General features: G+C 47.8%; 12 protein-coding genes and 1 riboswitch. Of the genes, 10 read left to right on the top strand and 2 right to left on the bottom strand.

All coding sequences use genetic code 11. The features are described from left to right. Positions 1-106: 106 nt before the first annotated feature. On the bottom strand, positions 107-2,431 hold the full coding sequence (locus tag ACZLMD_RS03270; protein ID WP_489495114.1) for a transglycosylase domain-containing protein: 2,325 nt from the start codon (positions 2,429-2,431) through the stop codon (positions 107-109). 127 nt (positions 2,432-2,558) lie between these two features. Next, positions 2,559-2,732, top strand: a riboswitch (Lysine riboswitch). Between the two features lie 101 nt (positions 2,733-2,833). Here ACZLMD_RS03270 and dapA point away from each other — a divergent pair. The 3 genes from dapA to ACZLMD_RS03255 all read left to right on the top strand — a co-directional run bounded on the left by dapA (position 2,834) and on the right by ACZLMD_RS03255 (position 5,723). Next, complete coding sequence (dapA, locus tag ACZLMD_RS03265) at positions 2,834-3,718, top strand: 4-hydroxy-tetrahydrodipicolinate synthase (protein WP_489495113.1); 885 nt, start codon at positions 2,834-2,836, stop codon at positions 3,716-3,718. Between the two features lie 222 nt (positions 3,719-3,940). Continuing rightward, the gene (locus tag ACZLMD_RS03260) at positions 3,941-5,476 is read left to right on the top strand and encodes an alpha-N-arabinofuranosidase (RefSeq protein WP_482522406.1); all 1,536 of its coding nucleotides are present in this window, start codon (positions 3,941-3,943) and stop codon (positions 5,474-5,476) included. After that, the gene (locus tag ACZLMD_RS03255) at positions 5,466-5,723 is read left to right on the top strand and encodes a DUF6171 family protein (protein WP_482522405.1); all 258 of its coding nucleotides are present in this window, start codon (positions 5,466-5,468) and stop codon (positions 5,721-5,723) included. The genes ACZLMD_RS03260 and ACZLMD_RS03255 overlap by 11 nt, the downstream gene beginning before the upstream one ends. Before the next feature lie 411 nt (positions 5,724-6,134). On the opposite strand, the gene ACZLMD_RS03250 is transcribed toward ACZLMD_RS03255, so the two are convergent. After that, on the bottom strand, positions 6,135-7,022 hold the full coding sequence (locus ACZLMD_RS03250; protein WP_118559402.1) for a DUF3881 family protein: 888 nt from the start codon (positions 7,020-7,022) through the stop codon (positions 6,135-6,137). A gap of 146 nt (positions 7,023-7,168) precedes the next feature. On the opposite strand from ACZLMD_RS03250, the gene ACZLMD_RS03245 reads away from it, so the two are divergent. The 7 genes from ACZLMD_RS03245 (at position 7,169) to ACZLMD_RS03215 (ending at position 14,918) form a co-directional block, all read left to right on the top strand. Further along, a complete protein-coding gene (locus tag ACZLMD_RS03245; protein WP_022305179.1) occupies positions 7,169-8,041 on the top strand; it encodes a DegV family protein in 873 nt (290 codons plus the stop codon). A gap of 54 nt (positions 8,042-8,095) precedes the next feature. After that, positions 8,096-9,343 (top strand): glutamate-5-semialdehyde dehydrogenase, encoded by a 1,248-nt coding sequence (locus ACZLMD_RS03240; protein ID WP_118559401.1) that lies wholly within the window; start codon positions 8,096-8,098, stop codon positions 9,341-9,343. Positions 9,344-9,385: 42 nt separating this feature from the next. Then, positions 9,386-10,660, top strand: coding sequence for a [FeFe] hydrogenase H-cluster maturation GTPase HydF (gene hydF / locus ACZLMD_RS03235; RefSeq protein WP_482523248.1), 1,275 nt, complete (start codon positions 9,386-9,388; stop codon positions 10,658-10,660). 77 nt (positions 10,661-10,737) lie between these two features. Beyond that, positions 10,738-11,433, top strand: coding sequence for an ABC transporter ATP-binding protein (locus ACZLMD_RS03230; RefSeq protein ID WP_484107765.1), 696 nt, complete (start codon positions 10,738-10,740; stop codon positions 11,431-11,433). A 24-nt stretch (positions 11,434-11,457) separates the two neighbouring features. Then, positions 11,458-13,173 carry a hypothetical protein gene (locus ACZLMD_RS03225; protein WP_484107764.1) on the top strand — a complete coding sequence of 572 codons (1,716 nt, stop codon included), beginning with the start codon at positions 11,458-11,460 and terminating at the stop codon, positions 13,171-13,173. Between the two features lie 46 nt (positions 13,174-13,219). Next, positions 13,220-14,254 carry a lysylphosphatidylglycerol synthase transmembrane domain-containing protein gene (locus ACZLMD_RS03220; protein WP_484107763.1) on the top strand — a complete coding sequence of 345 codons (1,035 nt, stop codon included), beginning with the start codon at positions 13,220-13,222 and terminating at the stop codon, positions 14,252-14,254. Position 14,255: 1 nt separating this feature from the next. Beyond that, positions 14,256-14,918, top strand: coding sequence for a YigZ family protein (locus ACZLMD_RS03215; protein WP_482521884.1), 663 nt, complete (start codon positions 14,256-14,258; stop codon positions 14,916-14,918). Positions 14,919-14,948 lie beyond the last annotated feature (30 nt).

The following is a 14,948-nucleotide window of genomic DNA, read 5'->3' as shown; positions in this document are numbered from 1 at the left end:
TATCAGTCTGTGCACGTCAACTATTGAAACCGCCGTGTACCGAACGGTACGCACGGTGGTGTGAGAGGACGGCGGTTAGTCACCGCCTCCTACTCGATTGTAATGTTTATTTATGAATATTACATTGACTGCTGCGAAGCTTTGGCGTCAACACATAAGGAGTATCCTTTGTGGTTCCCTGTTCTTCTTTGATCAGGTAAACACGTTCTTCCACCTGCGATTTTGGACACTTCTCGGTGGCAAGTTTTCCACTCTTTTTGCAGACGCGGTATTTGACATGGCAGTCACAGTTTTCGGTCGGTTGTGTGCCGCTGACAAAATATTCGCGGCGGACGGTATCACCACTGAGCGCCTGATTGCACAGATCCTCAACGGCAAGCTTTCCGCATTTGGTACAGATGTTGCAGGCAACGATATCGTCCGGAATTTTAAAGCTTCCTTTTTCGATTTTTTTGGTGGAGTGAACCTGTTTCATGATCTGTTTCCAGAGCGTTTCGCAGGAAATATCGGAGGTTATCATTCCGGAATCATCATAGCCACACCAGATTCCGGCGGTGTAGTAAGGGGTATAACCCGTAAACCACTGGTCTTTGTTGCCTTTTGTGGAGGCACCATAGCCGGCAGCCGGAAGTTTTTCGATACCGAGATCTGCCGCTTTTCCGGCACCTGTTTCGATATATTCGTGCAGCACATTTGTTATCAGCCATGCAGAAGCAGTTTCCAGAAGCTGGGAAGATTTCTGTTCATTTTTAAATAAAATATTGCCGGTTTTGTCGACAAGCTTTGTATAGAAGATTGGCTTGACACTTTTGCCCTCATTGGCAAGGACCCCATAAGCCGCGGTCAGATCCAGATTACTGACGCCGTTTACAAGATTGCCGGATGCCAGGGAAAGCGATACATCGCTGATCACGTTGCCATCCATATCCTCCTGCTTCTCGACCAGAGTAGAGAAACCGAGCTTTTTCAGATAATCATATCCGGTCTGGATACCAAAGCTTTCCATGGCCTGGACGGCAGGAGATTCTAAGTGCTTCAGTATACTGTCTCTCGTGGTGACAAGTCCCTGATATTCGTTCTGATCCCGGGTGTTTTGCTGATGTCCGTTTTCGGAATAGCTGTAGAGACAATCATCCTGTACTGTTCCAAGTGTCATTCCTGCAGTGTCAATTGCAGGAAGCCATACGGAAAGAGGGGTCAGCATGCTGCCGGGTTGTCTGGTATAATCAACGGCACGGTTTCCGCCAGTCTGGGGAACCTCGCCCTGCCTTCCACCGATCAGAGCCTTTACCTTTCCGGTGGACTGATCCATAAAAACAAGAGATAGCTGCAGCTTTTTGCGATCACCGGTGCGTTGTCTCTGCACCTCGACCTCCTTTTCGCAAATACTTTGTATCTCACTGTCAAGACAGGTATAGATCTTAAGACCGCCCTGATATACTGCATGATATGCCTGTGTGGCGCTGTATCCGGCGCGCTCCTTCAGATCGGAGATTACCTGTGAGATAACAGCAGAAACATAGTAATTCTTCGCCTCTGTGGTGCCGTTTTTCTTCTGGTTGGCAGTCTGGAGGGAGATATAGATATTGTCACCAAGAGCATCCTCGTATTCGTCTTCGGAGATGGTCTCCATATTCAACATGACATTGAGGATTTCTGTTCGTTTGTTACTGTTGGACTTCTGTTGCTCTACCGGGTCGTAAACGGCGGGATCCTGCGCCAAAGCTGCAAGCACGGCTGACTCGGATATGGTCAGATCCTGTGCCTTCTTATCAAAATAATATTCGGCAGCCGCACCGATCCCAATCCGGTTTCCGCCAAAATAGAGTGTGTTCAGATAATATTCCAGAATCTTATCCTTGCCAACCTCGGATTCAAACTGGACAGCCAGATACTGTTCCTGAATCTTTTGGACGACCCGTTCCATAGAGGAGCTGTTGTTGTCGCTGACAAAGATCTGATTACGGATCAGTTTCTGGGTTAAGGTTCGTCTGCTTCCGGCGTACTGTGCCGATGCGGAATCCGGATAAAAGGCGTAGAAAAAGTTGCGGATATCTACGCCGTGATGCTTGTAATATTCCGTGTCATCTGCGGCGATAAATGCGTTGCGTGCCGCCATGGAAATCTTATTCAGTGCGACATAATTCTGCCGGATCCCGGAGCCGTCCAGCCGCTGCAGCTCATTGCCATCCTTATCATATAATATTGTCGTTTTGGAACTGGTCAGGATCTGCTTTTCATTCACGGTCGGAGCACTGCTTACGATTCCGCGGAAAGCTCCGATAAGGCAGACGCTTATCACAGCCAGAATGGCAAGCAAAAGGAAAAGCTGGAAGCACAGATCGTCCAGACGCAGCCGGTTTAAAAATCTATGTTCTGTCGAGAACAGCTTCTGTTCCCGCTCTAAAATTTCATTTTCGCCAAACTTCATGGAAACCTCCATTTTGATCATTATAGTGATGCAGGGGGCAAAATCTCATTGACGCCAACATCATTATAATGTACAGCATAACACTATTTAATTGGCTTGACAAGGCGCATCAATAGTGGTATGCTGTCGCTTAGATAGAGGTCGCACTCTTCATCAGTACGTGATCTGATGTCCCAGGAGGCAGAGGAGGATCGTGGAAAGGGAACAGTGCCGAAAGGATATTCTGCCTGACAGGATACTCCTTGGGCATGGCGTGAATAACGACATGACTGTCATCATTGGATGGAGCGCTATCAAGTATATACCAGTGTATATTCTGAGACGGCGTATCCCCGTCTTTTTTTTATGATAACATAACTATCCATTTTACATTTATTATATTATAAGGAGGTAATAATTATTATGGCATTATTTAAGGGAGCCGGTGTGGCACTGATCACACCTATGAAGGAAAATCACGAGATAAATTTCGATAAACTGGACGAACTTCTCGAGGAGCAGATCGCAGGACGGACAGATGCGATCATTATCTGCGGCACGACAGGAGAGTCTGCTACCATGACAGAGGAAGAGCATATGGATACGATCCGCTTTGCAATCGACCGCGTTAAGGGACGTATCCCTGTGATCGCAGGTACCGGTTCAAACTGCACCGCAACGGCAGTACAGCTCAGCAAGGAAGCTGAGGAGGCAGGAGCTGACGGTGTTCTTCTGGTAACACCTTATTATAATAAGGCAACCCAGAATGGTCTGATCGCTCATTACACCACGATTGCAAATGAGATCAAGATCCCTGCAATTCTTTATAATGTACCAAGCCGTACCGGATGTGCGATGGCACCGGCTACGATCGCATCTCTGGTTAAGAATGTTGACAATATTGTCGGCGTAAAGGAAGCCTCAGGAGATCTCAGCAACGTTGCAAAGATCATGAACCTTTGTGATGGCAACATCGAGCTTTACTCCGGTAACGATGATCAGGTCGTTCCGATCCTTTCTCTTGGCGGTCTCGGTGTTATCTCTGTCGTATCCAATGTTGCACCAAAGTTTATGCACGACATGGTAACAAGCTACCTTGAGGGCGATGTGAAGAGAGCAGCCAAGATGCAGATTGACAGTATTCCACTTTGCAATGCACTGTTCTGTGAGGTTAATCCAATCCCTGTAAAGGCAGCTCTTAATATGATGGGGAAAGAAGTCGGAACACTCCGCGCACCACTGACTGAGATGGAGCCACAGAATCAGGAGATCCTGCGCAAGGCAATGGCTGATATGAACTTATTATAATAGAGATGTTTGCGGAAATTGCAAGGTGATGGAGTGATCCGGGGCATCCGCATGATACACACTTTGACAAGTTGATTTTAGAAGGGCAGCGTTCCTGATACGGAGCGTTGCCCTGTTTTGTAGAGAAAACCAAACTGCGTACATGGAATATATTATGGTGCGCCATTGAATAACCGGTGTGCAGCTTGAGGTGAAAACATTTATTGATGAAAGGAAACGATTATGATTAAAACAACATTACATATTGATCCTGCCAAAACTTTAAGTTATATTGCTCCAGAGATATATGGGCAGTTTTCGGAGCATCTTGGCCGCTGCATTTATGACGGTGTTTATGTGGGGGAGGATTCCGAGATTCCTAACAAGAATGGAATGCGCAAGGATGTTGTGGATGCGCTTCGCGCATTGAAACTCCCGGTACTTCGCTGGCCGGGCGGCTGCTTTGCGGATGAATATCACTGGAGAGACGGTATCGGACCGAAAGAGAAACGCCGCCGTATGGTCAACACCAACTGGGGAGGCACGGTTGAGGATAACAGCTTTGGGACACATGAATTTATGGAGCTGTGCGATCAGCTTGGCTGTGAACCGTACATTGCTGTGAATCTGGGGAGTGGAACGGTTCAGGAGGCAGCAGAGTGGATTGAATATATGACGGCGGACGGTGATTCCACGATTGTGAAGCAGCGTCAGGCAAATGGGCGCAAGGAGCCGTGGCATCTCAAATATGTCGGGATCGGCAATGAGAACTGGGGCTGCGGTGGCAGCATGAGTCCGGATTTTTATGCCAATGAATACAAGAGATATCAGTGCTTCTGCAAGAATTACGGGGACAATAAGCTGTATAAGGTTGCCTGTGGACCGAATGCTGAGGACTATAACTGGACGAAGGAGCTTATGAGCCGTATCGACCACTGGCATGCCAATGCGATCAGTCTTCACTATTACACACTGCCGGGTGATTGGGAGCACAAGGGCAGTGCGACGGATTTCGATGAGCAGGAATATTACACAACAATCTCCAAGGCGATGTATATTGAGAATATTATTGAGAAGCATCTTGAGATCATGGACGAGCATGATCCGGAGCATAATATTGATCTTTTCGTGGATGAGTGGGGAACCTGGTATGATGTTGAGCCGGGAACTAATCCGGGCTTTCTGTATCAGCAGAACACCATGCGGGATGCGATCGTTGCGGCACTGAGTCTGAATATTTTCAATAAGCACAGCGACCGTATCGCTATGGCAAATATCGCGCAGGTTGTAAATGTCCTTCAGGCAATGCTTCTGACCGAAGGAAGCAAGATATTAAAAACTCCGACCTACGATGTGTTCCGGATGTATGTGCCGCACCAGGGGGCAGAGCTGGTGGAAAGCCACACAGATGAGACTACATGCGTAGAAAACGGGCGCACGGTGAAAGGACCGGCAGTTCATTATAATGATATTACGATCCCGGCATTGTCCGAATCGGTTTCCGTGACGGAGCAGAACGGACAGAAGCTGCTGACCATCACACTTGCCAATACCTCTCTGTGCGATACGCTTTCGGTGGAATTGGAGCTGCCAATGCAGTATTCCTTTGCCGGGGAGGCATCCATTGCCATGCTTGATGGAGAGGTGCATGCCTATAATACATTTGAGGATCCGGATCATGTCCGTGCCTATGAGACGGAGGAGGAATGGAGCGGCAATATCCAGACATTAACTCTGCCGGTCAACAGTGTGTGCCGGGTCAATTGTTATGTCTGCTAAGCCGTTTTGTGTGCGCTGCCTGATCCGCGAAATGACGGATCGGGACGATCTGGCGCAGATCCGGAAGTATCAGTCACAGGTGCCCGACCATGAAAAAGCAGACGATGAACTCTACGAGGAGAGACTCACCGTCTGCAAAGAATGTAAATATCTTTATTTGGGAACCTGCCTAAAATGCGGCGGCTATGTGGAGGCGCGGGCGTATCGCACCGCTCAGCACTGTCCGCTCGGTGAGCAGATGTGGTAAATGTTTATGACCAAACCTTCCATGTTTATTACGGAAATTTGCTCATAATATTTCTTATGTCCAATTAACCACATGGCATTTTGCCATCCAAAGAACTGAAAAATCCGTGAGCTGTGACGAAAAAATTATCTTGTCACTTACGGATTTCGAAAAGTCGATATGCTTTGCTGCTTTGATTTTTGATAAACGCATCCTGACGTACTCGCCCCGAGGTGGGATTCAGATGTTTCGGACGCCTATTTATCAAAGCATTGCAAAGCAAAGACTTTTCAGAAATCCTACTGATCTGCGTCAATTTTTTCGTCACAGTTCACGGATTCATTTGTTTTACGAGGCAAAATGCCTATTTGATTTTTCTGTCATAAGAAATATTATGAGCATACATCAATTGGTGGCATAGGAAGGTTTCTTTTATGAATTAATCTTCTGGAAATCCACGGTACCCTGCATCCAGATAACGCCCTTGAAACGGCGTCCGATCATTGGCTCGCCGACCAGAGAACTCCGATTGATGGCAATGGTCAGAATAATGTCATTGCAGGAAATCAGTAATTCATAAATATCCTCGCCGGAATATTGATTTTTGACACAGCTCCAGTTGATGATCGTTCCAAGGATCTGATAATTGTCAGATTCGGAGCCGTATGGGATAAAGCTTGTCTCGACAAGACTGTACAGATCCTCTGTGCGGATTCGGCGATTGATCTGTGAGGACAGATCAATCTCGTCCACGGTAAGACTGTCGATGGCATCCTGATCACCGGACTTTGCCATGGCGATGAGCTGATTACGCATACGTGTGCGGTATGACTTACGTTTTCGGGTATCCTCGTTATTCTCGACGCCGAGAAGAATCGTGCCCTCCAGCGCGAGCCCGGAAAGGTAAGTTCTTGCTTTATGCGGCGTGTTGTCGCTGCAGTTAAGCATCAGATAATCCACGGCATTCTGCAGATAAAAGATCATTGAAATACCAAGACGGATATCATCGCACATGCCGGTAAAGGCATCGGTATCCACGCGCTTGTTCACCGTGATATCGGAATTAGTGGACAGAAGCGTTCCTTTCAGATAAGGAAAATGATGTTCAATATGAAAAAAACCTTTCTCATCATACTCTCCACGGACAACAATGCCGGCGTGGCTGGCAAATTCTTTGGTAAATTCTGTATATATATGATTCTTTGATAAAGCGATCTTTTTCGTCTGATCCGGTTCATTCATGATGATTCCAAGCAGCTTATCCATGTCCTGCCTGGTATTGATGTGACTGAAACCGATGGAACGTAAAAAACGATGCATGGGATCACCTCCTTTTTTTAAACAATAATCATTCTACTACGGGGTATGCGAAGAATCAAGGAAAATGTTGCTATTGGCGGGGATTTCATATATAATTTAAGGAAGTATGTGTAAATGCAGATTCCGATGGAATATGGAGGATTATCATGAGTAAAGTTGCAGTTATGACAGATAGCAATAGTGGAATTACACAGATTGAGGCAAAGGAAATGGGGATCGCCGTTCTGCCGATGCCGTTTATCATTGACGATAAGATTTATTATGAGGATATCAGTCTGACACAGGAGGAGTTTTATGAGAAGCTGGCACAGAATGCCACGGTTTCCACATCACAGCCTTCCGTGGAGGATGTCACAAAGTATTGGGATAAGGCACTTGAGGATGCCGATGAGGTTGTATATATCCCGATGTCGAGCGGATTGTCAGGTTCCTGTTCCACAGCACAGATGCTTTCACAGGATTATGATGGCAGAGTGCAGGTGGTTGACAACCAGAGAATTTCCGTTACACAGCGCCAGTCTGCGATGGATGCCATAGAGCTTGCAGAGCGCGGCATGAATGCAGCACAGATCAAGGCACTTCTCGAACAGGAGAAAATGCAGTCAAGTATCTATATTATGTTAGATACTCTGACGTATCTGAAAAAGGGCGGAAGAATTACGCCGGCAGCAGCGGCTCTTGGAACAGCACTTCGTTTAAAGCCGGTGCTTCAGATCCAGGGAGAGAAGTTAGATGCTTTTACGATTGCCCGCACTAAGAAGCAGGGGGTATCCAAAATGATCGCAGCGATGGAGACAGATATTAAGGAGCGTTTCGGCGGTCTGGATAATATGGACAATATTCATATTGAGGTGGCACATACCGCCAACGAGGAAGCGGCGGCAGAGTTTGTAGAAGAGCTGCGGGAGCATTTTCGGGTAAGGGACGAAATCGTCTGCAATCCGTTGTCGCTCAGTGTATCCTGCCATATCGGACCGGGTGCATTGGCAGTTGCATGTTCAAAAGCAATTCCTAAGTAGACCTTACAGGAATGCAGGAAGAGAATGACAGAAGCATCAGAAGGGGGCAGAAGGATGAATTATATTGAAGAGTTAGGGCAGAAAGCACAGAATGCCAAGAAGAGTCTGGCGACAGCGTCCACAGGACAGAAGAACGAGATCCTGCGCTGTATCGCAGACCGGCTTTTACAGAAGCAGGAGCAGATTCTTGCAGAGAATGAAAAGGATATTGCGAACGCAAGGGAGAACGGAATTTCCGAGACGATGGTGGATCGTTTAAGACTTACTCCGGAGCGGATCAGGGGAATTGCGGATGCATGTATCCAGCTTATCAATCTGGAGGATCCGGTGGGACAGGTTATTGAGGGTTCTACCCGTCCGAACGGTATGAAGATCACCAAGATCCGTGTACCGATGGGGGTGGTCGGCATTATTTATGAGTCCCGCCCGAATGTGACGGTGGATGCGGCATCACTTTGTATTAAGAGTGGTAACGCAGCAATCCTGCGTGGCGGCAAGGAGGCAATCTGCTCTAACAAGGTGCTGATGGATACTATGCGTGGGGCAGTGGCAGCCTGTGGTTTTCCGGAGGATATTATACAGCTTGTGGAGGATACATCCAGGGAAGTTTCCACACAGATGATGAAAGCCAACGGTCTGATCGATGTTCTGATTCCGAGAGGAGGAGCAGGACTGATCCGGGCAGTTGTCCGGAATGCGACACTTCCGGTTATCGAGACAGGAACGGGTAACTGTCATATTTATGTGGATGAGACAGCGGATCTTGCGATGGCAGTGGAGATCACTGACAACGGTAAGACGCAGAGACCGAGTGTCTGCAATGCACTTGAGACCTGTCTGGTACATAAGAGCGTGGCAGAGGCATTTCTGCCGATGCTGAAGGCAAAGCTGGATGAGCATCAGGTGGAGCTCAGAGGCTGTGAGAGAACGGCGCAGATTCTTGGGGACTGTGTGGTTCCGGCAATTGAGCAGGATTATGCGACAGAGTTTTTAGATTATAAGCTGGCGGTGAAAGTCGTTGATTCCGTGGATGAGGCAATCGCACACATTGCAAAGTATTCGACCGGTCATTCCGAGTGCATTGTGACCGAAAGCTACGCTAACGCTGCGAAGTTTCAGGCAGAGGTGGATTCGGCATGCGTATATGTGAATTGTTCGACACGTTTTACCGATGGCGGTGAATTTGGACTGGGTGCGGAGATCGGCATTTCCACGCAGAAGCTTCATGCAAGAGGTCCGATGGGACTGAAGGAGTTGACCACCATGAAGTATCTGATCAGTGGAGATGGACAGATCCGGTAATTATAGATGACAGACAGTGGATTATGAGCAGGAGGCGACATCATGAGTTTGACAGCAACACCAAATGGAGACAGAGTGCAGATAGCGATTTTTGGCAGGAGGAATGCCGGTAAATCCAGTGTGATCAATGCGGTGACAGGGCAGCAGCTTGCCATCGTATCAGATGTGAAGGGAACTACGACAGATCCGGTTTACAAGGCGATGGAGATACTGCCGATCGGACCGTGTATGTTTATTGATACGCCCGGACTGGATGATGAGGGCGCACTAGGAAGGATGCGCGTGGAGAAGGCGATTGAGGTGTTAAACCGAACGGATATCGCCATGCTTGTTCTCGATGTTTCCAGACTCACGAAGCAGGAGCTGGAGAGTGGCAGAGGAATGGGCGCTGAGGAGGAGCAGATCCTTGCGATGATCGAGGAGAAAAAGCTTCCCTATGTGATCGTATTAAATCAGGCGGACAAGCTTTCCGGGGAGGAGCTTACGCACCGCCGCCAGTGTATAATGGCTAAGAATGGAACGGTTCCGGTCTGTGCAGTGAGCACTGTCCAAAATATGGGACTCGATGCCCTGAAGGATGCATTGGTGATGCTCGCACCGGATACGGATCTGAAGCTGCATATCCTGGGAGATCTTGTCGAGAAAGATGATGTCGTCTTGCTTGTTGTTCCGGTCGATTCGGCAGCCCCAAAGGGACGTCTGATCATGCCACAGCAGCAGGTTATTCGTGACCTGTTGGATAATCAGGCGGTATCGGTGGTGACACAGGTGCCGTCACTTGCCATGACACTTGATCTGCTGAAAGGCAGGGTGCGTATGGTGATTACAGATTCACAGGCGTTTGGTGAGGTGTCCCGCATTGTACCGCAGGACATTCCACTGACGTCTTTTTCCATTTTATTTGCAAGGCACAAAGGCAATCTGCAGGCGCTGGTGGAAGGTGTGACTGCAGTGGACCGCTTGAAGGATGGTGACCGTGTGTTGATCGCAGAGGGCTGTACGCACCGCCGCCAGTGTGACGATATCGGGACAGTGAAGATTCCACGGTGGCTTGCAGAGTACACCGGTAAGTCTCTTACGATTGAAACCTGCAGCGGAACAGGCTTTCCGACGGATCTGTCAGGTTATGCGCTGATCATTCACTGCGGTGGCTGTACGCTTCATGAGAAGGAAATGAAGCACCGGATCTTCCGGGCACAGCAGTGTCAGGTGCCGATTGTTAATTATGGGATTTTTATTGCCTATGTGAAAGGTATATTAAAGAGAAGCGTGGAGCTGTTTCCTGCGGTGGCAAAGCTGCTGCCGGACAACAGATAGCTTTGGGGGCAGAAGAAAACTGCCTGCGTGGATTTTCTTTGTAACAGGCTGCTTAAGAAAAGGGGATTTATATTGATATGAGATTAGTTGTCGATGCGATCGGGAAGAGCTTTGAGGAGAAGCAGGTTTTAAACGGTGCATCCTTTCAGTTTGAAAAGGGAAAGATATACGGACTGCTGGGACGCAATGGTGCCGGTAAGACTACACTGTTCAACTGTGTCAGTCAGGAGATAGAATATGACGAGGGTACGGTTTATATGGAAGAGAACGGCGAGAAGAAAGACATTTCCTATGATATGATGGGGTATGCCTTTTCAACTCCGGTGTTGCCGGAGTTTTTGACCGGATATGAATTTATCAAGTTCTTTCTGGATATCAACAGGGACAGGATCAAGGATCCGCGGACCGTGGAGGAATATGCACAGATGGTTGGAATGGAGCTTCCGGATCTGGACCGCCTGCTGAAGGGATATTCCCACGGCATGAAGAATAAAATGCAGATGCTTTGTCTGCTGATCAGTAAACCGCCGATCCTTCTGCTGGACGAGCCGCTGACGTCTCTTGACGTTGTGGCAGCCCATGAGATGAAGGAGCTTTTGCTGGAAATGAAGAAGGATCACATCATTATATTATCAACTCATATTTTGCAGCTTGCACAGGATCTGTGTGATGAGATCGTGCTGCTGCATCAGGGAAAGCTTGCCGGAGTTGAGGATCTTGACTGTCACGACAAAGGCTTCGAAGAGCATGTGATGGAGCTTTTGAGTCAGTAATGAGACCGGGAAAGGATTTTGTGAATGAATAATATAATTTGTCAATTCCAGCTGATCATTGCGCAGAAGATCAATAAGCTGATCTACACGGTCCTGAATTTCAGACCGTTGAAGGGACTGATCTCCGAGGAGTGGTATGTGCGCAGCGATATCAAGAAGGCGTTGGGAATTCTCTGCATGATATGGAATGTGTTAAAGGATATTATATGGAAGGCATTTTATTTCATACTGGTGATCATTGTGCCGAATAGTCTGCTTGCCGGCGGTCTTGGCTTTGAGGATAATAAGACACTTGGCAATATGTTTGTGTGGACATTTCTGATATGCAGCTGCTTTATGGGAACCTTTACCAACAGCAGGATCGTTACCGATGGTAGTGAGGAGGATTACCTTCTTCTGAATCTGATGCGGATCGATGCAAAGCAGTATTATCTGACAAGGTCTCTGTTCCAGTCTGCCAGTCAGACTGTTTACTGGGCGGTTGCATTTCTGTTGATCGTGGGACGGATCTGTCCGGGCCATACCGGAGTTTTTCTGTGGGTGCTGTTGTGCTACATCTGCTGCCGCCCGATCGGGGAGGCGGTTTCGTTAAAGCTTTGTGAGCATTATGACAAGATTCCGTATCAGGATAGAAGCCCTAAAGTGCAGGGCGGATATTACATGTATAATTTTGCCATGGTGTTTTTGGCGTATTTGTGTTATCCGGTTCTGTATCTGCTGCAGAGCAGACCGGGTGACAAACATATACAGGTGTTTCATCCGCTGTTCGATGCAGGACGTTTCTCGCTGGGACTGCAGGCAGTTCTTATTTTGATCCTTCTGGTGGCAGCCGTTGTCAGTGTAAGGTATCTGAGAGCATATCCGAAGTATCTGCAGGTTGCAAGAATATGCTGCGGTTTTGCACGTGTGACGGAGAAACAAAAGCAGGCGGAGGGTGCTGGTTCCATCGAAACAAAACTGGAAAATTCGCTGGATGAGGATGAGGTGCCGGAACGTCTTTTTCCGAATAAGAATGGCTATGATTATCTTCATGCAATCTTTTTTGAACGGCATAAGAAGCTGCTTCGCAGGCCGAGCCAGATCAAGCGCTGGCTGGCAGAAGGAATTTTTGCAGTTGCGGCTTTAGCTGTGATCGTCAGTCGTTTTGTGCTCTCCGGTGCACAGTTTCAGTCGATGAGTGACAGCGCATGGAAAGTAGTGAATTTACTGCTTCCGGTTCTTGTGTTTGTGATGTACTGCTCTTCGAGTGGTGAGAAGCTGACACAGGCGATGTTTTTTCACTGTGATGCTTCCCTGTTGAAGTATGGATATTACCGGACACCGGAGGCAATCATTTCAAGCTTTCGCATCCGCCTGAAATATATGCTTCAGACAGAAGTCGCATTTATTCTGACATTTTGTGTCGGCGTATTTGTAAATCTGATGCTGCTGGGTCGATTTCGGGACATGCTGCAGATTGTGGCGATTCTGGGCTGTATCGTGATATTGTCCGTGTTTTTCTCGGTGCTGTTTCTTTGCATGTATTATATTTTTCAACCATTCACGGAAGCGGGCAATACGACAAGTGTCGGCTATAAAGCATGTAATGGCGGCGTGTATGTTGCTGCATACAGCTGTCTGCAGCTTCACACACCGCCCACCTATTTTGCGGTGCTGTTGCTTAGCGTGACCGTAGTTACGATGGTGGTCGGTATTTTGCTTGTATGGAAGCTGGCACCGAAGACGTTCAGGCTGCGGTGATTTTGACGGGGAGAAGGCAGATTCGATAGAAAGGTGAGGTCATTTGATGCGTAAAAAGACAACCTATGTATTTAACATCATATTGATGATCGTAGTTCTTATTTTTACCTTTTATACCCTTCTGCATGGAGAAGATCTTAGATCAATCCTGAAAGTATTGAGAGGGGCAGACAAAAGCTGGCTTATATTTGCGGCTTTGTTTGCAATGGCGTATCTTGTACTGCAGGCCGTTTCCTTAAAAATTATTGTACAGTCGGCAGGAACACCGATGAGGTTGAAGGATGGGATCCGTTATACGTTTATCGGGTTTTTGTTTAATGCGATCACGCCGTCTGCGAGTGGCGGGCAGCCGATGCAGGTTTATTATATGCATGAGGACAACATCTCGATTGGTGTTTCTTCAGTGGCGCTTTTGTTTTGGACAATCATTTACAAGATAGCGCTTCTTCTGATCGAAGGCGTTGTGATGCTGTTTTTCCGGGGATTTCTTCATCAGTATCTGGGACACTATTACTGGCTGTTTCTAGTGGGGATCGTTGTGAATCTGGTATCCATTATTTTGTACTCGATCGTGGTATTTTCCCGAAACGGTGTCCGCAATCTGGCACACGTTGGAACCTGGATCTGCCATAAGCTGCGGATCATCCGCCACAAGAAACGTTTTATGGAGAAGTTAGACCGTTCGCTGGAACTGTATCAGGAGGGAGCTGTCTACATGAGAACACACTGGGAAGTGTTCTTTATTGTGCTGGCAGTGACGGTGCTGCAGCGGCTCAGCTTTTTTGCGGTGACATGGTTTGTATATCTGGCACTCGGACAGCATGGCGTTTCGCCGTGGGAGGTCATTATGCTGCAGAGCTTTGTTGCCGTCTGCATTGATATTTTGCCGATGCCGGGAGGGGTCGGGATCAATGAAGGCTTCTTTGTGACGATGTTTAAACAGATCATGAATAAGAAAACGGCGATGTCGGCGATGCTGCTCAGCCGCGGTGTTAATTTCTATATACTGATGATCATTGGAGCGTTTGTAACGCTGGGGACCGGTATGATGAAGGTGACCGGACAGAAAGAAAGGGAATGATATGGCAATGAAACAGACCTATGATGTTGTTTATGAGGGAGGCAGCGATGAGATCGTGGAGAAGAAATCACGGTTTATTGCGCATGTGTTTCCGGTGCATTCTGAACAGGAGGCTGTGGAACATATTGAACAGATCAGGAAGCAGTACTGGGATGCCCGTCATAACTGCCATGCCTTTGTGATCGGACCGAATGATGAGATCAGCCGATGCAGTGATGACGGAGAGCCGTCCGGAACTGCCGGACGCCCGATTCTGGAGGTGCTGCAGGGCAGAGGAATACATAATGTGCTTGTTATTGTGACCCGTTATTTTGGAGGAACACTGCTTGGAACCGGTGGTCTTGTCCGCGCATATTCACAGGCGACGCAGGCGGGACTTGCTGCAAGCCGGATCATGACAAGGCAGTCAGGCAGAAAGCTTTCGATCGGCACAGATTACAATGGCATCGGCAAAATGCAGTATATTGTCGGCAAGAGAAATATTCCGGTGCTTGATACGCGCTATGCGGAGGCGGTGGAGATGGATGTGCTTGTGCCGGAGGAGGAATGCACCTTGCTTCAGAAGGAGATCACAGAGGCAACGGCGGGAAAGGCACAGCTTGAGGTGTCGGATCCGTTGTTTTTTGCGGTTCTTGACGGAAAACCGATGATCTTTGAGGAATAGCCGGCAAAGGGAAAGGAATGTTATATTGTT

The organism is Jutongia sp., from assembly GCF_057878315.1.
Note: the sequence above shows the minus strand (reverse complement) of the source record. Positions and strands in the feature narration are given on the sequence as shown.